Source organism: bacterium, from assembly GCA_016708315.1.
In the GTDB taxonomy this organism is placed as follows: Bacteria; Zixibacteria; MSB-5A5; order CAIYYT01; family CAIYYT01; genus JADJGC01.
The window spans coordinates 65510-90431 of record JADJGC010000002.1 but is presented as its reverse complement, the minus strand read 5'-3'; the positions used below and the strand labels follow the sequence as shown (position 1 = coordinate 90431).

Genomic DNA, 24922 nt, shown 5'->3' with positions numbered 1-24922 from the left:
CAATTCATATCTAAGCTTTTGCGAAATCGAGCTTCTTAATAATCGATTCCGGCACCGGCGAGTATGAAGCGAACTGCATCGTATAGATGGCGCGTCCCTGACTCAAACTCCGCAAGCGCGTTGCATATCCAAACATCTCCGCCAACGGCACCGCAGCATTCAACACCTGTCCATCCGGACGGCTGTTGATGCCCTTGATGCTCGCACGGCGAGACTGTAAGTCTCCCATCACATCGCCAAGATACTCATTTGGAAGTACAACTTCAACCTCCATGATTGGCTCAAGCAAAACCGGCTTGGCCTTGCGACAGGCCTCCTGGAATGCCATCGAACCCGCAATCTTGAACGCAATATCCGACGAATCAACTTCATGATAAGAACCGTCAACCAGTCGAGCCAGAATACCGACCACCGGATAACCGGCGACGACACCCGATGACATGGCATCCTTGACGCCATGTTCAACCGAATTAATGTATTCGCGCGGCACCGTACCGCCGATGACCTTATCTTCGAACTTAAATTCAGTGCCGTCATGAAGCGGCTCAAATTCCATAACCACGTGACCATATTGACCACGGCCACCCGACTGGCGAACAAACTTGCCTTCAGCCGTAACTGACAGGGTAATCGTCTCGCGGTAAGCCACACGCGGGCTACCGACATTTGCCTGCACCTTGAACTCGCGCAGCAAACGATCGACGATGATTTCAAGATGAAGCTCGCCCATACCGGAAATAATGGTTTGGCCGGTTTCTTCATTCGACTCGACACGGAATGTCGGATCTTCTTCTGCCAACTTCTGCAGCGACTCGCCCAGCTTGTCCAGGTCAGCTTTGGTCTTCGGCTCAATTGCCACCGAAACCACCGGCGCCGGGAATTTCATCACTTCGAGCAGAATCGGATGATCCGGATCACAGATTGTGTTACCGGTCGTTGTATTCTTAAGGCCGATTGCAGCAACAATATCGCCAGCCGTGGCCACTTCAAGGTCCTGGCGGCGATTAGCATGCATCAGCAATAGACGCGAAATACGTTCTTTTTTGTCCCGACTCGCGTTGAGAACAGCACTGCCGGCCTTGACCGAACCCGAGTAAACCCGGAAATAGGTCAATTTACCGACGTGCGGGTCGGACATGATCTTGAAAGCCAGTGCCGCAAACGGTGCGCTCGGATCCGAACTACGGATCTCCACTTTGTCGTTACGGGGATGATGACCTTCGACCGGCTTAAGATCTGCCGGTGACGGCAGGAAGTCGACAATAGCATCGAGCAACTTCTGCACGCCTTTGTTCTTAAACGACGATCCTACAAGAACCGGCGTTACCTTGCAATCAATAGTAGCTTTCCGAAGTGCCGCCTTGACTTGCGCAACCGGAGGTTCGTCACCGGCGAGGAACATCTCCAAGAGATGATCATCATAATCGGCAACAGCCTCAAGCATCTTTTCGCGCCACTTACGCGCAATCGGCATCAATGATTCGGGAACTGCAATATCGTCAAAAGTCATACCCGAAGACTCTTCATGGTAGACTCTGAATGTCATGGTGATCAAGTCTATAACCGCGGTGAACAACTCACCTTCGCCTGCCGGGACTTGAACCGGAATGAAATGCGAATGGAGACGATCCTCCATCATACCAAGCGCCTTCTCAAACGAAGCGCCAATGCGATCCATCTTGTTGATATAAGCAATACGCGGAACACCGTATTTATCGGCTTGACGCCAAACGGTTTCCGACTGCGGCTCCACACCGCCAACAGCGCAGAACAATGCGACTGCGCCATCAAGTACGCGCAAACTGCGCTCAACCTCGGCAGTGAAGTCAACGTGACCCGGCGTATCGATGATATTAATCTGATGGCCGTTCCAGTGACACGTCGTCGCGGCAGACGTAATCGTAATGCCGCGCTCTTTCTCCTGCTCCATCCAGTCCATCGTGGCGGCGCCTTCATGCACTTCGCCCATCCGATGGCTCTTTCCGGTGTAAAACAAGATGCGCTCGGTTGTCGTTGTCTTGCCGGCATCGATGTGTGCCATGATGCCGATATTTCTTAGTTTATTAAGATCCATAACTCCCACAAATTAGACAAAAATGCCTCCACTGAAAACGCGCACCTATTACCCTTTTCAGAGGAGACTTTAACCAGCTAACTCTACCAGCGGAAATGAGCGAACGCCTTGTTGGCTTCCGCCATTCGATGCGTGTCCTCGCGCTTCTTGATCGAGGCGCCTTCATTCTTCGAGGCGGCCAGGAATTCAGAGGCGAGGCGCTCTGCCATAGTCTTTTCGGAACGCTCACGAGCGTATCCAATGAGCCAGCGGAAAGCCAGCGCAGTGCGACGATCGGGCGACACCTCAACGGGCACCTGATACGTAGCGCCACCAACGCGGCGAGATTTCACTTCTAAGACGGGCTTGACATTGTTGATTGCCTTGTAGAAGACTTCCAGCCCCTTCTGATTATGCTTTGACTCGATAATATCGAGACAGCCATACAAGATGCCTTCCGCGGTCGACTTCTTTCCCTTACTCATCAAACAATTGATGAACTGCGAAATGACGACGTCACCATACATCGGATCCGGTTTGCGGGGCCGCTTCTCCGCGGCTTTTTTTCTTGGCATCTACTCCTCTACTCCTCTGTCAAACTACTTGCCTGATGGTTTTTTCGCGCCGTACTTCGAACGGCTGCGTTTACGATTTTCCACACCCGAGGCGTCCATGGTGCCGCGAACAATATGATACCGCACACCTGGAAGATCCTTGACACGACCGCCGCGAATCAGCACGATCGAGTGTTCTTGCAAATTGTGACCAACACCCGGGATGTACGCCGTTACTTCCATCTGATTCGTCAGACGGACACGAGCCACCTTCCGCAAAGCCGAATTCGGCTTCTTGGGCGTTGAAGTGTATACGCGGGTACACACGCCGCGCTTCTGCGGTGAACTCTTGAGCGCGGGAGTATTCGTCTTGTACAGAACTCTCGTTCTGCCTTTGCGAATTAACTGATTGATCGTCGGCAAACTAATCCTCTCTCAAAGTCGACGCCCCGGTGAGGGGGCGTCGGTTTCTATCAGACGCAAAAACGCCTTAAAATAAGACTCATATTATATCAGCCCCGGCTAAGACTGTCAAGCGTTTTCTTGGAGAATTTCCGCTTCCTCTGTGCCTTCGCCTTGACTTTCGTCATCATCTGCGATCTCAAGATTCCGGTAGAAATCCATACCCGTTCCCGCCGGAATTAATCGACCAATAATGACATTTTCCTTCAATCCCTGGAGATAATCTTCCTTCCCGGCAACCGCCGCTTCCGTCAAAACCTTGGTGGTTTCCTGGAATGACGCTGCGGAAATGAAGCTCTCCGTCGAGAGTGACGCACGAGTAATACCCAAGAGCAAGTCGCGCGATGTGGCCGCTTCGCCGCCTTCCGCCATGACTCTTTCGTTGTCAATGCGGAATCGGTTCTTGTCGACTTTCTCGCCTTCAAGGAAGTTGGTGTCGCCAACTTCATCGACTTGTACCTTCTGCAACATCTGGCGGACAATCACTTCAAAGTGCTTGTCGTTGATTTTCACGCCCTGCAGACGGTAGACTTCCTGGATTTCATTCACCAAGTATTCCTGCACCGCATCCGGTCCAAGAATCTTGAGCATATCATGCGGATCGATTGCGCCTTCGCAAAGTCGGTCGCCGGCTTTCACGCGGTCACCGGAGTGAACGCGCATGTGCTTGCCGTGCGGAACCAAATATTCGCTTACGTCGCCATCATCAGACTTGACAAAAATCTGCGTGTTACCGCGGATAATCTTGCCATACTCAATGATACCATCGATTTCCGTAACCACCGCGGGGTCGCGCGGCTTGCGCACTTCGAACAGCTCCGCTACTCGCGGTAAACCGCCCGTGATGTCGCGGGTCTTGGAAATATCGCGCGGAATCTTCGCCACCACCGTACCCGGTGTGATCTGATCTTCGTTGCGAACTTCCAGGTATGCACCAGTCGGAATCGAGTACGACGCTTTTCTCTTACCTGCTTTATCAACAACGTTGATCTTCGGCAAGAGCGTCTTTTCGCGCTGTTCGATCATCACCAGCTTCATCAAGCCTGTGATTTCGTCCAGCTCTTCGCGCATCGAAACGTTTTCGACAATGTCTTCATATTGAATCGTGCCGCCGACTTCCGAGACGATTTCGTTGGTATACGGTTCCCATTCGAAAATAACGGAACCGCGCTCCTTCTTATCTTCTTCTTCAACCGAGCGATTCGTGTCGACTTTGAATACTTTTTGTTTGTCCGCTACCCGCAACGTAGCTGCATACGGCACATTGTATGTAGCGCGCACGCGGCCATCGGCGTCGAACAACTTCACTTTACCATCGCGGCTAACCACGATGATATTGCCGTCTTCGCGCTCGATTGTGCGGATATCTTCAAACTCCACGTGACCGTCGGCTTTCGCAACTACAGATGACTGCTCCGTAATACGCGCTGCCGTACCGCCGATGTGGAAGGTTCGCAGCGTCAGCTGCGTTCCCGGTTCACCGATTGACTGCGCGGCAATTACGCCGGCTGCTTCGCCAAGCTGAACCATCTGGTTGGTCGCCAGATTACGTCCATAACACAAAGCGCAGACACCGCGGCGCGATTCGCAAGTCAACACCGAGCGAATGTAAACCGACTCCGTGCCTGACTCTTCAATCGCCTTGGCGGCTTCTTCATCAATTTCGTTTCCGGCTGAGACGAGAATGCGATCGGTCTGGATTGTGTCATAAACATCTTCCAACGCCACACGACCGATAAGACGATCCTGCAGCGATTCGATCACTTCTTCTCCGTCTTTCAACGCGGAGATATGCAAACCACGGACTGTGCCGCAGTCATGCTCATTGATAATCACGTCCTGGGCAACGTCGACCAGACGACGCGTCAGATATCCGGCGTCGGCCGTTTTCAATGCCGTATCCGCCAGACCCTTGCGCGCTCCGTGCGTACTGATGAAGTACTCGAGCACGTTCAAGCCTTCGCGGAAGTTCGCGATAATCGGCGATTCAATAATTTCACCGACCTGACCTGTCATGCGCTTCTGCGGCTTAGCCATCAGTCCGCGCATACCGGCAAGCTGACGAATCTGGTCCTTCGAAGAACGAGCGCCTGATCCCGCCATCATATAGACCGGATTAAACCCTTCGCGCTCCAAAGACAGATTGCGGAACATCTCGTCGGCGACTTCGTTTGTCGTCCGCGTCCAGGTATCGATTACCTTGTTATATCGTTCGCTATTGGTGATAACACCCTTCTCGTAGTCGCGCAAAATTTTCGCGACTTCCTTTTCGGCCTGTGCTACCAGTTCTTTCTTCTTCTTGGGAATGGTCAAGTCGTCGATACCGACGGTGATTCCACCCAAAGTTGCGTATTCGAATCCGAGCGTCTTGAGCTTGTCGAGGAAATCGGCAGTCCGAACTGATCCGAGCTTGGCATGTGCCGCAAGGACCAACTCCTCAAGATTCTTCTTCGTGGCAACTTTGTTGAAGAAAGTCATCCCCTTCGGGAAGATCTGATAGAAGATAACGCGGCCGGTTGTCGTTTCGAGAATCGTGCCTTCGTGCTCCACCTTGATCTTCGCATGTAAGTCAATCATCTTCTGCGAATGCGCATACAGCACTTCGTCCATTGACGAGAACCGCATGCCATCACCTTTGACGTTGGCTCTTTCCTTGGTCACATAGTGAATGCCGATAACGATGTCCTGCGACGGTGTTGCCACCGGACGACCGTTTGACGGAAGCAGAATGTTATTAACCGACAACATCAGGATACGCGCTTCAAGCTGCGCTTCAAACGACAGCGGTACGTGCACAGCCATCTGGTCGCCGTCGAAGTCGGCGTTGAAAGCGGCGCAAACCAGCGGATGAAGACGAATTGCCTTTCCTTCCACTAGCACCGGATAGAACGCCTGAATACCGAGACGATGCAGCGTAGGTGCACGGTTGAGCATTACCGGATGATCAGCGATAATCTCTTCGAGAATATCCCACACTTCCGGGCGCTCACGCTCGACCAATTTTTTGGCCGACTTAACTGTCTGAACATAGCCCTTCTCTTCCAGCTTCATGATGATGAACGGCTTGAAGAGCTCCAGCGCCATTGTCTTCGGAAGGCCGCACTGGTGCAGCTTTAACTCCGGACCGACAACGATTACTGAACGGCCTGAATAGTCAACACGCTTTCCAAGCAAGTTCTGACGGAATCGGCCCTGCTTGCCCTTGAGCAAGTCGGACAGCGATTTCAGCGGACGCTTGGAATCGCCGCGAACCGAATTGGTGCGGCGGCCATTGTCGAACAAAGCATCCACGGCTTCCTGAAGCATGCGCTTTTCATTGCGCAAAATCACCTCGGGGGCGCGGACTTCGATCAGCTTCTTCAGCCGGTAACTACGATTGATGACGCGGCGATAGAGATCGTTAAGATCCGAGGTCGCAAAGCGTCCGCCTTCCAACGGCACCAACGGACGAAGATCCGGAGGAATCACCGGAATACGCGTCATTACCATCCACTCGGGACGGTTGTTGGACTGACGGAAAGCTTCTATAACGCGCAGTCTCTTGAGCGTGTCTTTCTTGCGTTGTACCGAGGTCTCAACTTTGACCTGCGCGCGCAGCGAGATTGACAGCTCTTCGATATCGACACGCTTCAGCAGCGCCTGAATTGCTTCGGCACCCATCTTCGCGTCAAACTGCTTGTTCGAGGATTCCAGTTCCTGGAACTCCTCTTCCGTAATAATGTCCTTCTCCTTATAGGAGGTATTGCCCGGATCCACGACCACATAGTTCTCGTAATAGAGAATCTTTTCGAGATCGCGGACCGAAAGATCCAGCAAATAGCCGATGCGCGAAGGCAACGACTTAAAATACCAAATGTGCGAAACCGGCACGACCAGGTCGATATGACCCATCCGATCGCGCCGGACCTTGGCTTGCGTCACTTCCACACCGCAACGATCGCAAACAATACCGCGGAAGCGGATACGCTTGTACTTGCCGCACGAGCATTCCCAGTCCTTGACAGGACCGAAAATACGCTCGCAGAACAAACCATCGCGTTCCGGCTTAAACGACCGGTAATTGATCGTCTCAGGTTTGGTGACTTCACCGTAGGACCATGACAAGATCACTTCCGGCGATGCCAATTGTATCTTAATCGCGGTAAAGTCCGAGGGTCGCTTCTGTTGTTTTACCGAAAAATCGACCACCTGGATACCTCCTTCGCTTCAATAATTATCCTTATCATTTCTCGACCAACTCAACATCGAGACCCAAGCTCCGCAATTCTTTCACGAGTACGTTGAACGACTCGGGAACGCCGGGTTCGGGGGGATTTTCACCCTTGACGATCGCTTCATACACCTTGGAACGTCCGACGACGTCGTCCGACTTGACTGTCAGCATTTCCTGCAGAGCGTAGGCGGCGCCATAAGCTTCCAGCGCCCAGACTTCCATTTCTCCAAAACGCTGACCGCCGAACTGCGCTTTACCACCCAACGGCTGCTGGGTAACAAGCGAGTAAGGCCCGATCGAACGAGCGTGAATCTTGTCGTCGACAAGATGCGACAGCTTCAACATGTAAATGACACCGACGGTGATTTCGTTATCAAACGCTTCACCAGTCTTGCCATCATAAAGGAGCGTCTTGCCGCTGATCGGCAAGTTCGCCTTCTTGAGTTCCGCTTTGATTTCGTCGATGCTCGCGCCGTCAAATACCGGAGTAGCGATCGGCATATTCATCGTCTTCGCAGCCCAACCGAGATGCGTTTCGAGAATCTGCCCAACGTTCATACGTGACGGAACGCCGAGTGGGTTAAGAATGATATCGACCGGTGTTCCTTCAGCGGTGTATGGCATATCTTCCGCCGGAACAATCTTCGCAATAACACCCTTGTTTCCGTGGCGTCCGGCCATCTTGTCACCCACCGACAATTTGCGGCGAATGGCAATCTTGACCTTGACCAACTGCTTAACACCCGGGGGCAACTCGCTGCCGCGTTGAATCTTATCCAACTCGATCTCGAGCCGCTCTTCACGATCCTTCACCAGTCTGTCAGCTTCACTGATAATGCTCAGCGCCTTCTTGTCCAGCTTCGGATCCGAGCATACGCCGTCCTGCCAGATACAAGCCAACACGTCGACTTCCGCCAAGGTGCCTTCTTTGTACTTCTGACCGGCGCGCAGAAGGATAGTTCCCTCTTCGGCGTGCTTAAGCGTCTTTGACGTTGCACCCTCAAGCACTGTCTCTAAGCGCTCAATCAAGTGCGCTTTGATTTGCTTGATTTGGTCGCCAAGTTTCTTTTTGATTGCTGCCGACTCGCCCTTCTCGCGCTTCTTCGCTTCTTCTGAGCGTTCTTTGCGTGAGAAGATCTTCGTGTCGATGACAATGCCCTTCAACCCTGGCGGCGCTTTCAAGGAAGCATCACGGACATCGGCCGCTTTCTCCCCGAAGATTGCCCGCAAGAGTCTTTCTTCCGGCGACAATTCAGTTTCACCTTTCGGCGTTACTTTGCCGACGAGAACATCGCCCGCTTCGACTTCAGTGCCGGTTTTGACAATACCGATATCGTCGAGATGCGACAGCTCTTCTTCAGAGACGTTCGGAATTTCGCGGGTGATTTCTTCAGCTCCGCGCTTCGTGTCTCTGACTTGGAGTTCATATTCTTCAATGTGAATTGACGTAAAGATATCGCGCTGTACCAGCTGCTCGTTGACGATAATAGCGTCTTCGAAGTTGTACCCGCGCCACGGCATGAAAGCCACCAGCGCGTTATAACCAAGCGCAAGTTCGCCGCCGTGCACTCCCGGCCCGTCGGCAATCGCATCACCCGGATTAACACGTTCGCCGACATCGACAATCGGACGATAGTTAATGCAAGTGTCTTGATTCGAGCGCTTGAACTTGATCAACGGGTACGTCACCGGCTCGACGAAGCCGAGCTCATCGCCCTTGATCTTGGCATCGGGCTGTATCGTCACATGGTCGGCATCAGCTTCGGTTACCACGCCTGCTACCTTAGTAACCAACACGGCGCCGGAATCGCGCGCCGCCTTGCCTTCCATACCGGTGCCGATAAACGGCGGATCGGTAACCAGAAGCGGTACAGCCTGGCGTTGCATGTTTGAGCCCATCAATGCGCGGTTGGCGTCGTCGTGCTCAAGGAACGGAATTAGCGACGCCGCTACCGAAACCAACTGCTTCGGGCTAACGTCAGCGTATTCGATCTTCTTGGGCTCGACTTGCGGATAGTCGGAACGGAAGCGGCACGTAATGATATCGTGCACAAACTTACCGTCGGCACCAAATGGTTCGTTCGCCTGCGCGATATAGTAATTGTCTTCTTCGTTCGCGGTCAGGTACAGAATCTGATCGGTGACTTTGCCGTGATTGACTTTCCGGTACGGGGTCTCAAGGAATCCCAGATGATTGATTCGCGCATAAGTTGCAAGCGAAGCAATAAGACCGATGTTCGGTCCTTCCGGCGTTTCAATCGGACAAATTCGACCGTAGTGCGTGTGATGCACGTCGCGGACTTCGAAGCCTGCACGTTCGCGCGTCAAACCGCCTGGTCCAAGTGCCGAGAGACGGCGCTTGTGGGTCAGTTCCGCCAGCGGATTTGTCTGATCCATAAATTGCGACAACTGCGACGATCCGAAGAATGTATCCACCACCGAAGAAACGGTGCGGGCATTAATCAGTTCGTGCGGCGCAACTTTGTCGGTGTCCTTAAGTGAAAGGCGCTCACGAATTGTGCGCGCGACACGAGACAAACCAACCGAGAACAAATTCTCAAGCAGTTCGCCGACCGTACGGGTGCGGCGGTTGCCGAGATGATCAATATCGTCAATACCACCTTCGCTGTTGCGCAGCTTGGCAAGGTAGTCAATAATCTTTATGAAGTCTTTCGGCGTCAGCGCATTTTGCGTCGGCGGCTCGTCCAGCTTCAAACGCTGATTGAGCATGAAGCGGCCAACCTCGGCCAGATCGCAACGCTTGGCGTCAAAGAACATTTTCTCCATGACATTGGCGGCGATTTCCGGCGTGAGTGCTTCACCCGGGCGAACCATGGCATGAATCTTGGCAAGCGCTTCTTCGGTGGACTTGGTGACGTCCTTTTTGAAGGTATTGCCGATGACACGAATATCCTTGGCAATGTCCGTCTTGAGAATCTTGATTTCCTTGATTCCCGCTTCCACCAGCTTAAGCGCTACAGCTTCGGTGATTTCTTCGGACGCCGACACCAGCACTTCACCTGACTCCTGATCCACCACGGTCTGGGCTGACAGCTTGCCCTGCGCCTTGGCATAGGAACGGCTCGAAATTGAAACGGTGTCGAATTCGTAGAATAGCTTCAGTATGTCTTCATCAGTAGAGTATCCAAGCGCGCGTAAGAACGTCGTTACCGGCAGTTTCTTGCGTCCATCGGAGGATACATACATAATATCATTGACGTCGAGATTAATCTCGACCCAACTGCCGCGATACGGGATAATGCGCGCTGCGTACAGGCGCTTGCCGTTGGGATGGATTTCGTCGTCGAAGAACACGCCCGGCGAACGATGGAGCTGACTCACTATGACTCGTTCGGAGCCGTTTATGATGAAGGTTCCCTGATCCGTAATAAGCGGGAATTCACCGAGAAACACATCGTTCTCAATGACGTCCTTAACCTTCTTCGTCTCGTTCTTCTTCTTTAGATCCCTTACACCCGCCTCATCCTCATTCTGTTCATACGAGATCAGTCGTAGCGTCGCTTTCAGCGGTACCGCATACGTCATGTTCCGATCTTGACATTCATGAATCGAATACCGTGGCTTGCCGATTGAATATCGGACAAACTCCACCAGGTAGTTCTCACGGATGTCTGAAACCGGAAAGATCTCGGTGAACACTCGCTGCAGCCCGATATGCTTGCGCTTCTCGGACGGGATATCCGCCTGGAGAAATTCTTCGAATGACTCCAATTGGATCGCGAGGAGGTTCGGCATCTCTGCCTCGAAACTTAGTTTGGCGTATGAACGCCGGTCAAGAGTCGATATCTTGGCCAAGAGCTCACTCTCCTTTAAAGCTTGATGCTGTCAACTCTGAATTTTGCTTTCAAGCCTGATTACTATTCCGAAATTACCATCAGCGGGGCATCGTAACCCAAAGCGCTGTAAAAATAGAAAAACATCTCAGGCGTTAGGAAGTTCCCGACAACCCAAGATGCGAAAGACCCGACCGCCTGTTGGACCGGGTCTTAATGTCTTGCGCCTTAATTACTTGACGTCCACCTGAGCGCCCTGCTCTTCCAGCTTCTCCTTGACTTTCATCGCTTCGTCTTTGGAGATACCTTCTTTAACATTCGCGGGCGCGCCATCGACTAAGTCCTTGGCTTCCTTGAGACCAAGGCCCGTCAACTCGCGGACTACTTTAATAACTTGAATCTTCTTGTCGCCTGCGGAAATAAGAACAACATTGAATTCGGTTTTCTCTGCTGCGGCCTCTGTTGCTGCACCGCCGCCACCCATCATCGGACCTGCCATCATCGGCATGGCCGCGCTGACGCCGAACTTATCCTGTAACTTGGTAGACAAATCAGACAGTTCCATGACCGTAAGTCCGGCAATGTCTTCTACCAGTTTCTCAAGTTTCTCTGACACTTCTCTACTCCTTACTGAATTCTGTTGCCTACTTCGGACCGCCAACCGCGAGTGCGTAAGCACGATCGGTCGCCTGGGCATCAACCAAACGTTGGCCGTGGGCAAACTATGATAAGTTAATTAGCTATCTTCTCTTTCATCGCGTCGAGCGTACCAACAAACTTGCGGATGACTCCGTCAAGCGTGCCAACGAACGACGAGATCGGCGCATTCAAATTGCCGATCAACTGCGAAGCCAGAACATCGCGGCTCGGCAGCTTGGCAATACGCTCAACATCGGCTCCACTGAAGACCTTGCCTTCAACATAGAATGCGCGAACTTCAAGCGTCTTCGCTTCTTTGCCGAAATCGAACAGAATCTTCGCGAGAGCACCCGGGTCATCGGTGCCGAATGCGACAGCTGATTGTCCCTTTAGGAACGAATCAAGCCCGTCAAAACCGGCATCTTTCGCCGCAATTTTCAGCAGCGTGTTCTTCGCCACTACATATTTGAATTGACGAGCACGCAGATCACTGCGCAACTTCGTCGCCTTCTCAACAGTTAGTCCGGTATAATTAGCCACCGCGACACACTTGGCAGCCTTAAACGTCTCGGTTAACGCCGCGACTTTCTCGATGTTTTCTTGATTTGGCATTTTAATGCTCTCCCTTCGAACGAGTCATCAAATCGGCGGTGGAAATCTTAATGCCAACTCCCATTGTTGAACTCATCGCAACATTCTTCAGATAAGTGCCTTTGGCTGACGCCGGACGCGCTTTGATAATCGCTTCCATAATCGTAGAGGCGTTCTGCACAAGGGCTTCTTCAGTAAATGACGCTTTGCCGATCGGTACTCCGACATTTCCGGTCTTGTCGACACGGTATTCGATCTTACCGGCTTTAATTTCTTTGACGGCCTTTGCGACGTCTGCGGTAACTGTGCCTGCTTTCGGATTCGGCATCAGACCCTTCGGTCCAAGCACCTTTCCGAGCGGTCCAAGCTTGCCCATCATGTCCGGTGTACAGACAATGACATCGATCTCAGCCCAGCCGCCCTTGAGCTTTTCCAGGAATTCGTCATTCCCTGCAAAATCAGCTCCGGCGCCGCGAGCTTCCTCAAGCTTTTCTTCCTTGGCGATTACCAGAACGCGGACCTTCTTGCCGGTTCCATTCGGAAGCGACACCGTGCCGCGAATCATCTGATCCGCCTGCTTGGGATCCACTCCGAGACGCACTGCCATTTCGACTGTTTCGTCGAACTTGGCTTTGGCGTTCTCCTTTATGAATTTAACGGCCTGCTCCAGCGTCAGATTGCTCTGAGTGCCGAGCTTCTCACTGGCCGCTCTATACTTCTTACCGTGCCTCATTGATTACTTCTCCACTTCCAGTCCCATGCTGCGGGCGGTGCCAGCGATCATACTCATTGCAGTCTCGACGGAAGCAGCATTCAAGTCCTGCATTTTTAGTTGAGCGATCTCCCGAATTGCCTGTTGCGTCACTTTGCCAACCTTGTCACGATTCGGTTGGCCGGAACCCTTTTGGACCTTGGCAGCTTTAATCAGAAGCACAGCCGCCGGCGGCGTCTTGGTGATAAAAGAAAAACTCTTATCAGAGTAAACGGTGATGACCACTGGAATAATCATTCCCGCTTGTTCCTGCGTCCGCGCATTAAACGCCTTGCAGAACTCCATAATGTTCACGCCTTTTTGGCCCAGAGCCGGACCCACGGGCGGCGCCGGGGTCGCGTTGCCCGCAGTGATTTGCAACTTAATAAATCCCGCTATTTTCTTTGCCACGACAAAAACTCCTCTTAGACCGACTCAATTTGCAGGAAGTCCAACTCCACCGGAGTCGGACGTCCGAAGATGGAGACCATTACTTTTACTTTTTTCCGCTCTACATTTATCTCGGAAATGAATCCCGAGAAATCCGAGAACGGACCATCGATAACTTTCACCTGATCACCGGCATGCCACGGTACTTCATCGAGTTCAACCTCGCGGCGGGAATCCATCTTCCCGACCATCCGGTCAACCTCGTCGCGTCGCAACGCCGTCGGCTTGCCTGCGGATCCGACAAAATTCGTGATCCCCGGCGTGCCGACTATTTTCTGCTCCATGATTTTGTCTAATTCGACTTCAATCAGAAGATACGACGGCAGGAACTTCTTGGTCGATGTCGACCGTTTGCCCTGCTTCATTTCCGTTACCTCTTCCGTCGGTATCAGGATTTCGCCGAACTTGTCTTGAAGACTCTCACCTATGATCATCTTCTCCAAGTGGCGTTTCGCCTTCTGCTCCTGACCGGAATAGGTATGTACTGCGTACCAGTGTTTTGCCATCACGATCCCAACATTGTCCGCGTTACCCAGCTAAGCGCACTATCCACACCAAAGGTGAACACCGCGAGAACGATGGACGTGATAATAACAACAATAGTAGAACCTTTGATCTCTGCCTTGGTCGGCCAGGAAACCTTCTTCAGTTCCAGAATTGTCTCTTCGTAATAATTTACGATCTTTTCTCTAAGGTTCATATTACCCTATCAGTTTTTTGGCAGGCCAGGAGGGATTCGAACCCCCAACATCCGGTTTTGGAGACCGGCGCTCTACCAATTCGAGCTACTGGCCTACTCGTGTCTCCCACTGCCACTACTTATATAGAAGGAAGCAATCTCCACAAAAAACAGTTACGCGATAATTTCCGAGACTACGCCGGCGCCGACTGTACGACCGCCTTCGCGAATTGCGAAACGGAGTTCCTTCTCCATAGCGACCGGGGTCAACAACTCAACGACCATCTGCACGTTGTCGCCCGGCATCACCATCTCAATACCCGCTGGCAACGTCACCGAACCGGTCACGTCCGTCGTGCGGAAATAGAACTGCGGACGATAGCCATTAAAGAACGGCGTATGACGACCACCCTCTTCTTTCGAAAGAATGTAGACTTCCGCCTTGAACTTCATGTGCGGGGTAATGCTCTTCGGTGCAGCCAACACCATGCCGCGTTCGATCTCTTCTTTATCCATACCGCGCAACAACAGACCGATATTATCGCCTGCCTGCGCCTGATCCATCAACTTACGGAACATCTCAACACCAGTGACAACCACTGCCTTGGTTTCCGGACGGATACCAACGCGTTCCACCGTGTCGCCAACCTTCACCACGCCGCGGTCAACACGACCGGTAGCGACCGTGCCGCGACCCGTGATCGAGAACACGTCTTCGACCGGCATCAGGAACGGCTTGTCGGTCTCACGCTTCGGCAACGGAATGTAGGTATCCAAGGCTTCCATCAATTCGTAGATGCACTTGAACGCCGGATCATCGGACTTCGCCGTTGCATCCGAACCGCGGGTCATCGCCTGAAGAGCCGAACCGCGTACGATCGGAGTTACATCGCCCGGGAACTTGTACATCGTCAACAGATCGCGTACTTCCAGCTCAACCAGATCAAGCAATTCCGGATCGTCAACCATGTCGCACTTGTTCATGAACACCACGATGAACGGTACACCAACCTGGCGAGCAAGCAAGATATGCTCTCTCGTCTGAGGCATCGGACCATCGGCGGCTGATACCACCAACACCGCGCCATCCATCTGCGCCGCACCGGTGATCATGTTCTTGACATAGTCCGCGTGACCCGGACAGTCAACGTGAGCATAGTGACGATTCTTCGTCGAATACTCTACGTGCGCTGTCGCTATCGTAATACCGCGCTCGCGTTCTTCCGGGGCGTTGTCGATCGAATCAAACGACCGAATCGCTACTCCCTTATCGCCGCGAGACAATACCATCGTGATCGCTGCTGTTAACGTCGTCTTCCCATGGTCGACGTGACCAATCGTACCCACGTTAACGTGCGGCTTCGTCCGTTCAAATTTCTCCTTCGCCATGGTAAGTCATTCCCTCCGGAACATTAAAGCGATTCTTGATTACTACTATATATAGCCCACGACCAGGATCGAACTGGTGACCTCGTCCTTACCAAGGACGTGCTCTACCAACTGAGCTACGTGGGCGAAAAAACACGCCCATGCTGAACAAAAAGTGTAACTTCGGATTAGTTTGCGACAATAGCAAGCCGACACCCCTCCAAAGTATAGACGGCCATTATACTTAAGGACATTTCTATGTCAAGGTTATTTTTTTGATGCGATTGACAAAATATTAGACTTTGGCCCCCAACAACCTACCGGCCCCACCGAAAATACCACACTTGTCCGGGTTCGATTTAAAAGCGGAAGACGGGACTCGAAGCTGCCGACCAATCCCGCCTTAGACGGGATGACTCTACCAACTAGTTCCGTTGTATCAATTTTCACGGAATGTCGCTAACCCGCGACCAATCCCGTTTGAAGCGGGATGACTCTACCAACTGAGTTACTCCCGCAGAAGTTCTATCAATTTTTCCTACGCAATTGTCGCTCTAACCCGCGACCAATCCCGTTTGATGCGGGATGACTCTACCAACTGAGTTACTCCCGCAGAGTTCTATCAATTTTTCCTACGCAATTGTCGCTCTAACCCGCGACCAATCCCGTTTGATGCGGGATGACTCTACCAACTGAGTTACTCCCGCAAATCGTTGGGGTTGATTAATAACTAATCTCTCCCCTCGAAATCAAGTGAATTCTTTCGCGTGGAAACTGGACAAGGCATCTATGTGGACGCTGTGGAAAAACCAGGAAACCCTGTTTCCCAAATGATTTTTTCATTTTCAGTCGGTGCAATCTAGTTAGTGCGAAAACTCGAACCCATAACGAATTGCCGCTTCAAGCACATCAATGTTGATATCCTTCAGCGTTTTAAACTTAATGCAATATCCGCTCACGCTCGCCTGGCCGAGTTTCTTACCAAATGTCTCGGCTAAGTACTTCTTATCCTTAACACCAAGGATATAAATCGAGATTCCGGTTGTGTTTGCGCTCATACCGATTTGATAAAAATCTCTGGTCTTTCCATCAGCATATTTCATGGTCTGAAATCCATATCCGATATTCGGATTAGAGACCGTTTTACCTTCGCTGTTTTTGCCATCCAAGAACCATAATCTACATGCCGGCATTACTTGTAGAATGACGCGGTGCAACGCTTGCATGTCGCTGCGTTTTGATTCAGGCTGGCTTTCAATGTACTTCTTGATTTCATCCTGTGTAGTCAAGAGGCCACCCCCCGCTTCGGACAAACCTCCTCCAAACACACACTCCCCGCATTTCGGCTTCCTTGCATTGCACACCGCTCGCCCATGCAATATCAATAAATGCGAAAATGTCACCCATTCGCTTTTGTCTATCCACTTCTGCAAATCGTGTTCAATCTTCTTCGGATCAGTATGCTTGGTCAACCCCAGCCGAAACGACAAGCGCGTGACATGCGTATCCACCGCGATACCTTCCGCTTTGCCGTCGCCGCGAAGGACTCCTTGTATCACATTCGCCGTCTTGCGCCCTACTCCCGGTAGAGTCTGCAGTTGTTCAATCGTATCCGGTAGGTCGCCGCCAAACTCATCACGGAGCTTTTTCGCAAATGCGACTATGTTTTTCGCTTTGGCGCGATAAAGACCAATCGTCTTGATGGCGTCTTCTAAGTCTGATTGCTTCGCCTCGGCAAAATCGTCCACACTGCGATACTCCTTGAACAGCGTCGGCGTCGTCATGTTCACTCGCTCGTCCGTCGACTGCGCCGAAAGAATCGTCGCCACTGCAAGTTGCAACGGAGTCTCGAAACTCAGCGAGCATTTCGCATCCGGATATTCCCGCTTGAGAATCTCGACGTACTTCGCTGCTATCTTCTTATCCAAATACCCTTCATCTTGGGAGACTTGTAGGGCAGGTCTCCTTATCGAGATCTCCCCAACCCCTGCAGGGGGAATCACTCTGCGCGGAGACCTGCCATTTCTCCTTCACACATCGGCCCTCTACACTCCACCCCTGCTTGTACTCCTCCGCCTTCCTGAGCAAATTATTCCGCGTGCCTTCAAACACCGTGAACAATTCTTGAAGTGTCGAGAACCGGATATAATAGTCCTGCGATCCTTCAGTCTTCTTCCGCAATGTTAACGTCAGTTGTTCGCCACCTCTGGTCTGGACAACCACTTTATCGCCCGCCCCGCTCATGTCAATCGTATCGCGTTCGGCATCGCGGACAAAATCCGCGACCCGCAAATTCCCAAGCAATCCCACCAACTGCAGCGCCTTCATGTGATCCGCGACAAATGTCGGCTCAACGCCGGACATCACTGTCCAGATCGAATCGACCTTGACCATCGAATACTTGAATTCGCTGCTGGCAACCTCGACCATCACAATCGTTGAAGTATCCAGCGGCGCAACGATCTTGTCACGGAACCCGCGCGCCGGGCGCTCCAGCAATCGCGAGAGTGATGCCTGCGCCAGATAGACATCGTTCGACTCCGGCTTGCGCACGTAGGTCGACCTCATGTCGCTGCCAGCCTTGCCGACAATTAGATTTCCAAGCATCTGCCCGTCGCGATAGAATTCCACTTTGTGACCAAGAAGAGTATCTACTTGGAAAAGCATTTGCTTCTCGGCATTCGAGGAAATGATCTCCCCTACCGTCAGGTTGTGCGCCAAGTTTGCGATCTGCTCTACAACCATCTTATCTGCACGTCGTGGAGTTCCGGCGTCGATCACATTCCAGCCGTCGCCGGTCCGTTCGAGAACCGCTTCGTTGCCCAGTCGTTTAATCACTATCTTGCTCACTGCACCTGAATCGGCGCCAACGAAATTTGCTGCCACGTAAGGAGACAACGCTCGGCGCTCGCTTTGGTTGAGCAAAACAAGAATCAGGATCAATGCCGCGGCTGCTACGCCAAGTATTGTCAGAGATCGGTTCATATCAACTGTCTCCGCCGATTCTGTTTACGAATCTGCCAGCGCGCGACACCGAATACGATCACTACCGCCGGCATCAAGAAGATATTGATAAACTTCACCAACGTGCGCGTCGAGTCCTCAGTCTGTTTAAGCGGACGCGCGGTCACATCCTTCGAACGAATCGAGATCAATCCCTGATCCTGCGAAAGCCAATCCGTCATGTTCTGAAACATGATGAGATTCGACTGATCGCGCAGAACCTGGTCGCTGACGAAATCCGCATCCGCCCAGACAACCATTCTTCCCTGATCGCCCGAATCAAGCCGCGTCTCCGGAATCGCCGCGAGATTGTCGGCCATGATCGTATCCATGTCGGGTTTCGGTTTGCCGGCGAAGAAGCTCGTGAAGTTACCTGTAATCGCCACACCCACCGGCTGTGGCGGTGTGACAAAATCCGCCTTCGTCCACTGGCGCATCGGATCTATATTATATGGAGGCACAAGAATCCCGCTATTCTTTGAGGTCCGCGCCAACACTTCAAATGTCAACGGCGTCGATTGGAATCGAGTCGTATCAAGCGTCGAGGCAAAGATGAGGTTGATGCTCTCGAGTTGCTTCACTATAAGATTCTCCGTCGAGAACTCAGTCACGCGCGGGAACAACGGATACTCTTTCAGACTCTGAAACCGGAATTGACCCTGCTGTTGTTGAACAGCGATTTGCGCGCACTGCGCGTCAATCACCATATTGGAATTTACGTTTATTCCGAAGTGGGTGAGAAACGCATCGAAACCGGGATCCATCGGCTGTGCAAACCCTTGCTGTATTTCTGCCTGAATTCGATCAATCAACAATCCGAGCTTGCCGCCTCGCATCAGGAATTGATCAAGCTGATACAATTCCCACTGACTGAACGGCGTCTGCGGACCGACGACGTAGATCGTCTGGATATCCGCCGGAACAACCTTGGTCGACTTGAGATCAATCGTCTGAACTTCAAACTCCTGACCCAGCACTTTATCGACATAGGTCATGTTCGATTTCAAGTCCAATTCGCCGTGCCCTTCGGTGAAAGCAACCTTCGGCGTAACCGAACTCGTCAATTTGCGAATAGCACGCGTGATTTCATATTCCAGGGTTGCAGTGTTCTGCACCACCGGAATGACTTCCTGCTTGTCTTCATAGAGAATCACGATTCCCATGAAGACCTGCTTGATCTCCATCTTGTCGCGGCGAAGCGTTTGCATCGGCACTGCCGGAATCCGGTAAGATTGCGCTTCCTGTTCTTTCTTCTCCTTGATCGGATCGATAAACGAGAAGCTCAGGTTGCCGCCGGAGTACGACCGGTACTCGTCAAGTTGATCTTTGACATACCGCGCGTTCGCATTGTAAGGCGGATCAAGGTCCTCCGAGAAATAGCACTTTACTGTTATGCGATCATCAAGATTACGTACCAACTCCTTCGACGATTCGCTCAACGAGAAAATGTCGCCTTCTGTGAGGTCAAGCCGTCCAAACACATTCACCGAGATTAGGTTGATCACGACAAGTATCACGATCACAATGACAACCGCCGATACCCCTGTGGCTGCAAGTTTTCTTTTCATTGCTTACCTCCACTTCCTTGATTCGGTAACTCGAATTGCCAGATACAAGAATAAGAAGATCATCGACGCATAGTAGATGATGTCTCTGGTATCGATCACTCCGCGCGAGATATTCCTGAAATGATAGTCGACAGAGAGAAACTCAAACGTCGATGCCAACACCGTGGGCAGGAACGGCAGAATCTTGTCCAGCATGAACAGCGCAAAAACGATCACGAACCCGACAATGAACGCCACAATCTGATTCAACGACATCGAAGAGGTAAACACGCCGATGGCGACGTATACGCCACTCATCAATATCAATCCGAGGTAACCCCCGAGCGATGCGCCGAAATCGGGATCACCGAGCATCGATGCCGATATGTATGCGACAAACGTCAAGATGATCGACAGCGTCGTCAGTCCGAATGCAGCCAGGAATTTGCCGATCACGATCTCGCTATCCTTCACCGGAAGCGTCACCAGAATCTCGATCGTCCCGGAACGGCGTTCTTCTGCCAAGAGGCGCATTGTGATCGCTGGTGTGAAGAACATCAGTATAAATGAAGAAATCCCGAACAGCCCGCGAAGGTCTGCGTTTCCTCTGACAAAGAAATCGCTCCAGAAAAACAGCCCGTTCGCGATTAAGAGGAAAAGCACTATCACAATGTACGCCACTGGAGAATTGAAGTACGACCGCATCTCCCGGCGGAAAATCGTTAGAATATTATTCACGGGCGCCTCCCTTCGTCATCTCGCGGAACACATCTTCAAGGCTCGATACTTCCTGCGACATCTCCAGCAGTACCCACCTTGCCGAGACTGCCTTGTGGAAAATTGCCTCGCGCGGATCGCTTCCCGGACGGCAGACGACTTCGCACTTCGAAGTTCCATCGTGCTGTATCGCTTTGACGGCTTCGATCCCCTCGATCTCCATCAGCATCGGACGAATCGTCTCCGGCGACTGATTTACCTCAAGTCGAATCACAGCTTTCCCGGCCAGTGAACGCTGCAAAGAATCCGGCGTGCCGTTGGCGACGATCTTGCCTTTGTTGATAATCATGACTTGATCGCAAGTCGCTTCGACTTCAGGCAGGATGTGTGTGCACAACACGACTGTCTTTTCGCGGCCCAGCATCTTGATCAGGTTTCTGATTTCAACGATCTGATTCGGATCGAGACCAACGGTAGGCTCGTCGAGTACTAAAATCTCCGGATCATGAATCATTGCCTGCGCCAGACCCACGCGCTGCTTGTAACCCTTCGAAAGTTCACTGATGTTTTTGGCGATCACATCGCCGAGTCCGCACATATCGACAACGTGGCGGATTCGTTTGCTCCGGCTTCCGTTGCCGCCGCCGCGCAGTGCCAGCACAAACTCGAGATATTCAATCACATCCATCTCGGTGTACAACGGCGCCGATTCCGGCAAGTAGCCGATCTTGCGGCGAACTTCCATAGATTGCTCGACGACATCGTTGCCGTCGATTGTTACCGTGCCGCTTGTCGGCGGCATGTAACACGTTAGTATGCGAACTGTCGTCGTTTTGCCGGCGCCGTTGGGTCCCAAAAAGCCAAGGACCTGACCCGTCGGCACGGAAAACGAAATGTCATTGACTGCGACAAACTCGCCGTACTTCTTGGTGAGATTTCTGACTTCAATCAACGCTACTGCTCTCCCTGTTTTGATCTATTCTTAAGAATCGAGAATGTACCATCACGTCGTTACAAATCAAGCAATTTCCCTAACTTGGTCTTTCAATCGTAAATTTACAAAATTGGATGCCACAGGTTCCAGCCGGAATGAACCGATCGAATTTGCCTTCAACGTTCCCGTCTTTCCCCCCCCCTCTGGGAGGGTCGGGGGAGGGCTAAAAAAACTCCCCTCTGCTCACGGTAAACGTCTCGTCGTAAACATCCTCAAATCGCGTATCTCCGAGCGCCTTCCACATGAACACATCGAATCCGCCGCGATCCGATCGATAGCCCGCCTTGTCAAGCGCCGCTGCCACTACCGGATCGAATACATAACGATAGTACACACCTGTCTCCGCCCGCTTCTCGATCCACTTGATCATTTCTGTCGCATGCGTCTTGTTGTCGGTGATCATCTCATTCACCATCACTGCGCCCATCTGCGGCGATGCAATCACGTGCCCATGCTCGTTAACCATCGAATGAGCTTGACTGAGATTTCCGACCTTTTCCATATAATCGAACCGATGTGGTGCACGATAGACGAAACCGCAACGGTCCTTCATGAATCGCGTAAAATTCGCGATGCATTGCAAACGGTCAAATTGCTCCTGCTTGGATTCAAGCTTGGCTCTGCGAGCAGGTGAATGCTTGAGCACTTTGTAATAGTGCGGACATTGATTGACGTTTTCGATCTCGTGATATCCGACGCTCGAATACCATTTGTAAGCAACAATCGCGCGGCTCGTCGTCAACATCGAAATGCGAATACCCCGGCTGCGGAAATGATCTTCCGCCGCGTCGAGCAGTCGCCTGCCTATTCCCTGCCTGGCTAGTGATGGTCGCGTCGCAATCGACCAAATTCCACCCACCATTTCGACTTCACTGAATCTATTGCTCGTCGGTAGTTCTAACATCCCGACGAATCCCGCCAACTTGCCGTCGATTAAGTCCGCAGGTGCCGACTTTGGTGCCCTTGAGCGAATGCCCAGCCTTCACCCAGCCGTCAACCACAGCCGGAGTTCCCAACCACACAAACGACTGCGCCCACAGGTGCATCAGGTCGCTCTTGTCTTTCAAATCTGTGTAATAGACAATTTCTAGTTTATCAGACATATTGCTGCCTCCGGCACACATTAATGTTCACATCTAACCGTGTGAAAAGTGTGTTAAAGAAGACTTCGATGTCAAGATGATTAATTAAAATGGAGAGGGGAGGATTCGAACCTCCGAAGGCAACGCCGACAGATTTACAGTCTGTTCCATTTGACCGCTCTGGAACCTCTCCAAAAAGCAGGCGGTGAATATATTCATAATTCCAGCGGATGCAAGATTTTTTTGAAGCTGTTATCGGGTCTAATTAGGCGAGATTTCGAGCTGTACCCTTGAATTCGCCGGCACGGAGATCTCGACATGGACTGTATCCCCGAAGCGAACGCATTAGTGTCCAATGAAGCCCCAAAAAACTCCGGCGGGTCCTTGGTAATCTTATCCAGTGGATTGATCGTCTTTGTTGCCGTATCACAACACTGCGGCGGCTGCCTGCGCGGCATCGCGGGCTTTATCTCGAAAACGAACTCGTTATCATACTCGCCCGCGACCATGCGCAATTTGTAGCTCCCTGTTGACGCAATCGTCTCGCCATAATACTGATCCCAACAGATGCAATAATAGCCGGGAACGAGTTCGCCATCAAAGAAGTTCGCGTTGATTGGTCCTACAACTTCAGATGGTTTGTCGTCATCCGAGCAGGACACAACAACGGCAAAGATCGCCCCAATCAATCCAACCACAATTCCAGAATTTCTATTAAGTCGCATTTTCTTGCCTTTGATTCTCACGTCATGTTAAGATAACGATCTCATATTTAGAATCAATGCAAAGATTCCCTACCTCTTGGCAAGTTGCGAGGTCGACTCCGTTTTCTTAGCGTTCTCTGAAAAGAAGATAGCCGCCTAGTTAAGACAGCTTTCTTCATAAGTCTGAATTGACGTCTCGTTACCTCTGATTGTTCTCGATTACAGGTCGTAGTTCCTGACCATCACCGAAGTCGTCAAAGAGTCATAGCGGAAGTCATTCAAAAACAAATCACTCTTTGGCGTGCGCGCAACTATCGTCATTTGCACCTCGCGAACGAATCTATTCAGCCCGATCGTGTCCGAAATAGTCCCATTCGCCATTCGATAACTGAGTTGCACATCTACGATGTCATCGGCATAAATCACCGGCGGCTCGCCGTTGGCCTCCTTCATGAATGTCGGATGAAGCGGATCCGTAGTATTGTCTACATAGTACTTATAAAATTCGAGCACATATATTTGTGATCCCGCCGGATACGATTTCGAGAGGTTGGCATCGTTGTGCTGGAGGTGGCCTGCCTGATCTTGAACGTGTGTGATGTAAAAATACTCCCCTTCGCTGGCGAACGGATCCCAAATGTAAGCCCAACTATTCGTCTCAAAACACCCCAGATCCGAACCGACGCATTTCAATTCTGCCGAAGGTTGCGGCATATCGCTCGAAACGGTTGCTGTGCAGGCAGGCTCCCGCAGATATACAATCGCGATCGTGTCCGGATCGGCGTTCCAACTGTACAGGCTCTTGACTCCAAACGGCACCTTGTATCCGGCCTGTCGCACTCTGTCCACCAACTCGTCGACGGTCGCCCGGCCATTTTGCTGCATGTTGGTCACACCGTCTTGAATGATGTGATTCTTGTTTGTACTGACGAACGTGTTCATGCCGGCGGCAATCGCAAATGACGCGATCAACGCAGCAATCAACACCTCCACAATCGTCATACCTGATTGACTCCGGAGCCTGTTGCCCAGACTCATCCGCCAAATTGAATTCTGATGATGCTTGCTCTTCACTTTCATTGACCGTTCTCCTCTCTATTCGTGAAAGGAGTAACTGCAAAAACCGGGCAATATCAGTGTTCAATTTTTGAGGATCTAAGTAGCACTCAAGAAACAGGTTATGTTGCGTTCAACTTCTGCACAGCCCAAATCCAAGAAACAGCTTGCATCCGACTGCATTGATTGGAGAAAGTTTTCGCTCAAATCTTCTGCAGTTGCGTCAGGTTTTGTCCCGGACGACGAAATGTCTCGCAGTTGCATG

The 24922-nt window shown here is 51.7% G+C and carries 21 protein-coding genes, 3 tRNA genes and 1 pseudogene; all 25 read right to left on the bottom strand.

The window, feature by feature from the left end; translation table 11 throughout:
- Positions 1-10 precede the first annotated feature (10 nt).
- Positions 11-2074, bottom strand: coding sequence for an elongation factor G (gene fusA, locus IPH59_00540; GenBank protein ID MBK7090202.1), 2064 nt, complete (start codon positions 2072-2074; stop codon positions 11-13).
- An 83-nt stretch (positions 2075-2157) separates the two neighbouring features.
- Complete coding sequence (gene rpsG, locus IPH59_00535) at positions 2158-2628, bottom strand: 30S ribosomal protein S7 (protein MBK7090201.1); 471 nt, start codon at positions 2626-2628, stop codon at positions 2158-2160.
- 24 nt (positions 2629-2652) lie between these two features.
- Positions 2653-3030 carry a 30S ribosomal protein S12 gene (locus tag IPH59_00530; protein MBK7090200.1) on the bottom strand — a complete coding sequence of 126 codons (378 nt, stop codon included), beginning with the start codon at positions 3028-3030 and terminating at the stop codon, positions 2653-2655.
- 108 nt (positions 3031-3138) lie between these two features.
- The gene (rpoC, locus tag IPH59_00525; protein ID MBK7090199.1) at positions 3139-7257 is read right to left on the bottom strand and encodes a DNA-directed RNA polymerase subunit beta'; all 4119 of its coding nucleotides are present in this window, start codon (positions 7255-7257) and stop codon (positions 3139-3141) included.
- Positions 7258-7291: 34 nt separating this feature from the next.
- Complete coding sequence (rpoB, locus tag IPH59_00520) at positions 7292-11098, bottom strand: DNA-directed RNA polymerase subunit beta (protein MBK7090198.1); 3807 nt, start codon at positions 11096-11098, stop codon at positions 7292-7294.
- A gap of 210 nt (positions 11099-11308) precedes the next feature.
- Positions 11309-11773, bottom strand: a complete 465-nt coding sequence (gene rplL, locus IPH59_00515) for a 50S ribosomal protein L7/L12 (GenBank protein MBK7090197.1) — start codon at positions 11771-11773, stop codon at positions 11309-11311.
- A 35-nt stretch (positions 11774-11808) separates the two neighbouring features.
- The gene (locus IPH59_00510; GenBank protein ID MBK7090196.1) at positions 11809-12327 is read right to left on the bottom strand and encodes a 50S ribosomal protein L10; all 519 of its coding nucleotides are present in this window, start codon (positions 12325-12327) and stop codon (positions 11809-11811) included.
- Between the two features lies 1 nt (position 12328).
- Positions 12329-13039, bottom strand: a complete 711-nt coding sequence (gene rplA / locus IPH59_00505) for a 50S ribosomal protein L1 (protein ID MBK7090195.1) — start codon at positions 13037-13039, stop codon at positions 12329-12331.
- A gap of 3 nt (positions 13040-13042) precedes the next feature.
- Complete coding sequence (gene rplK / locus IPH59_00500) at positions 13043-13468, bottom strand: 50S ribosomal protein L11 (protein ID MBK7090194.1); 426 nt, start codon at positions 13466-13468, stop codon at positions 13043-13045.
- A gap of 14 nt (positions 13469-13482) precedes the next feature.
- Positions 13483-14013 carry a transcription termination/antitermination factor NusG gene (nusG, locus tag IPH59_00495; GenBank protein MBK7090193.1) on the bottom strand — a complete coding sequence of 177 codons (531 nt, stop codon included), beginning with the start codon at positions 14011-14013 and terminating at the stop codon, positions 13483-13485.
- A complete protein-coding gene (gene secE / locus IPH59_00490) occupies positions 14013-14207 on the bottom strand; it encodes a preprotein translocase subunit SecE (protein ID MBK7090192.1) in 195 nt (64 codons plus the stop codon). Before secE ends, nusG begins: the two co-directional genes overlap by 1 nt.
- A gap of 18 nt (positions 14208-14225) precedes the next feature.
- Positions 14226-14302: transfer RNA gene (locus tag IPH59_00485), tRNA-Trp, on the bottom strand.
- A 58-nt stretch (positions 14303-14360) separates the two neighbouring features.
- On the bottom strand, positions 14361-15575 hold the full coding sequence (gene tuf / locus IPH59_00480; GenBank protein MBK7090191.1) for an elongation factor Tu: 1215 nt from the start codon (positions 15573-15575) through the stop codon (positions 14361-14363).
- Positions 15576-15628: 53 nt separating this feature from the next.
- A tRNA-Thr gene (locus IPH59_00475) sits at positions 15629-15701 on the bottom strand.
- A gap of 716 nt (positions 15702-16417) precedes the next feature.
- On the bottom strand, positions 16418-16843 hold the full coding sequence (locus IPH59_00470; GenBank protein MBK7090190.1) for a DUF1801 domain-containing protein: 426 nt from the start codon (positions 16841-16843) through the stop codon (positions 16418-16420).
- A gap of 39 nt (positions 16844-16882) precedes the next feature.
- Positions 16883-17482, bottom strand: a pseudogene (gene nth, locus IPH59_00465) (endonuclease III).
- A gap of 7 nt (positions 17483-17489) precedes the next feature.
- Positions 17490-18539, bottom strand: a complete 1050-nt coding sequence (locus IPH59_00460) for a DUF4340 domain-containing protein (protein ID MBK7090189.1) — start codon at positions 18537-18539, stop codon at positions 17490-17492.
- Positions 18536-20125 carry a GldG family protein gene (locus IPH59_00455; protein MBK7090188.1) on the bottom strand — a complete coding sequence of 530 codons (1590 nt, stop codon included), beginning with the start codon at positions 20123-20125 and terminating at the stop codon, positions 18536-18538. Before IPH59_00455 ends, IPH59_00460 begins: the two co-directional genes overlap by 4 nt.
- A gap of 3 nt (positions 20126-20128) precedes the next feature.
- Positions 20129-20842 (bottom strand): ABC transporter permease, encoded by a 714-nt coding sequence (locus IPH59_00450; GenBank protein MBK7090187.1) that lies wholly within the window; start codon positions 20840-20842, stop codon positions 20129-20131.
- On the bottom strand, positions 20835-21773 hold the full coding sequence (locus IPH59_00445) for an ATP-binding cassette domain-containing protein (GenBank protein MBK7090186.1): 939 nt from the start codon (positions 21771-21773) through the stop codon (positions 20835-20837). Before IPH59_00445 ends, IPH59_00450 begins: the two co-directional genes overlap by 8 nt.
- Before the next feature lie 205 nt (positions 21774-21978).
- Entirely contained in the window at positions 21979-22719 is a 741-nt protein-coding gene (locus IPH59_00440) for a GNAT family N-acetyltransferase (protein MBK7090185.1), read from the bottom strand.
- Positions 22694-22918, bottom strand: a complete 225-nt coding sequence (locus IPH59_00435) for a hypothetical protein (GenBank protein MBK7090184.1) — start codon at positions 22916-22918, stop codon at positions 22694-22696. Before IPH59_00435 ends, IPH59_00440 begins: the two co-directional genes overlap by 26 nt.
- Before the next feature lie 90 nt (positions 22919-23008).
- A tRNA-Tyr gene (locus IPH59_00430) sits at positions 23009-23090 on the bottom strand.
- 22 nt (positions 23091-23112) lie between these two features.
- On the bottom strand, positions 23113-23622 hold the full coding sequence (locus tag IPH59_00425; GenBank protein ID MBK7090183.1) for a hypothetical protein: 510 nt from the start codon (positions 23620-23622) through the stop codon (positions 23113-23115).
- A gap of 198 nt (positions 23623-23820) precedes the next feature.
- Positions 23821-24681, bottom strand: a complete 861-nt coding sequence (locus tag IPH59_00420) for a hypothetical protein (GenBank protein MBK7090182.1) — start codon at positions 24679-24681, stop codon at positions 23821-23823.
- Between the last annotated feature and the right edge of the window lie 241 nt (positions 24682-24922).

Excerpts from the sequence above, each read along its gene's own strand:
- IPH59_00420 (MBK7090182.1), bottom strand. The coding sequence starts at position 24,681 with ATGAAAGTGAAGAGCAAGCATCATCAGAATTCAATTTGGCGGATGAGT.
- IPH59_00425 (MBK7090183.1), bottom strand. The coding sequence starts at position 23,622 with ATGCGACTTAATAGAAATTCTGGAATTGTGGTTGGATTGATTGGGGCG.
- rplA (MBK7090195.1), bottom strand. The coding sequence starts at position 13,039 with ATGAGGCACGGTAAGAAGTATAGAGCGGCCAGTGAGAAGCTCGGCACT.
- secE (MBK7090192.1), bottom strand. The coding sequence starts at position 14,207 with ATGAACCTTAGAGAAAAGATCGTAAATTATTACGAAGAGACAATTCTG.
- rpsG (MBK7090201.1), bottom strand. The coding sequence starts at position 2,628 with ATGCCAAGAAAAAAAGCCGCGGAGAAGCGGCCCCGCAAACCGGATCCG.
- IPH59_00460 (MBK7090189.1), bottom strand. The coding sequence starts at position 18,539 with ATGAACCGATCTCTGACAATACTTGGCGTAGCAGCCGCGGCATTGATC.
- IPH59_00455 (MBK7090188.1), bottom strand. The coding sequence starts at position 20,125 with ATGAAAAGAAAACTTGCAGCCACAGGGGTATCGGCGGTTGTCATTGTG.
- IPH59_00435 (MBK7090184.1), bottom strand. The coding sequence starts at position 22,918 with ATGTCTGATAAACTAGAAATTGTCTATTACACAGATTTGAAAGACAAG.
- IPH59_00510 (MBK7090196.1), bottom strand. The coding sequence starts at position 12,327 with ATGCCAAATCAAGAAAACATCGAGAAAGTCGCGGCGTTAACCGAGACG.
- tuf (MBK7090191.1), bottom strand. The coding sequence starts at position 15,575 with ATGGCGAAGGAGAAATTTGAACGGACGAAGCCGCACGTTAACGTGGGT.
- nusG (MBK7090193.1), bottom strand. The coding sequence starts at position 14,013 with ATGGCAAAACACTGGTACGCAGTACATACCTATTCCGGTCAGGAGCAG.
- rplL (MBK7090197.1), bottom strand. The coding sequence starts at position 11,773 with ATGCCCAGGCGACCGATCGTGCTTACGCACTCGCGGTTGGCGGTCCGA.
- fusA (MBK7090202.1), bottom strand. The coding sequence starts at position 2,074 with ATGGATCTTAATAAACTAAGAAATATCGGCATCATGGCACACATCGAT.
- IPH59_00440 (MBK7090185.1), bottom strand. The coding sequence starts at position 22,719 with ATGTTAGAACTACCGACGAGCAATAGATTCAGTGAAGTCGAAATGGTG.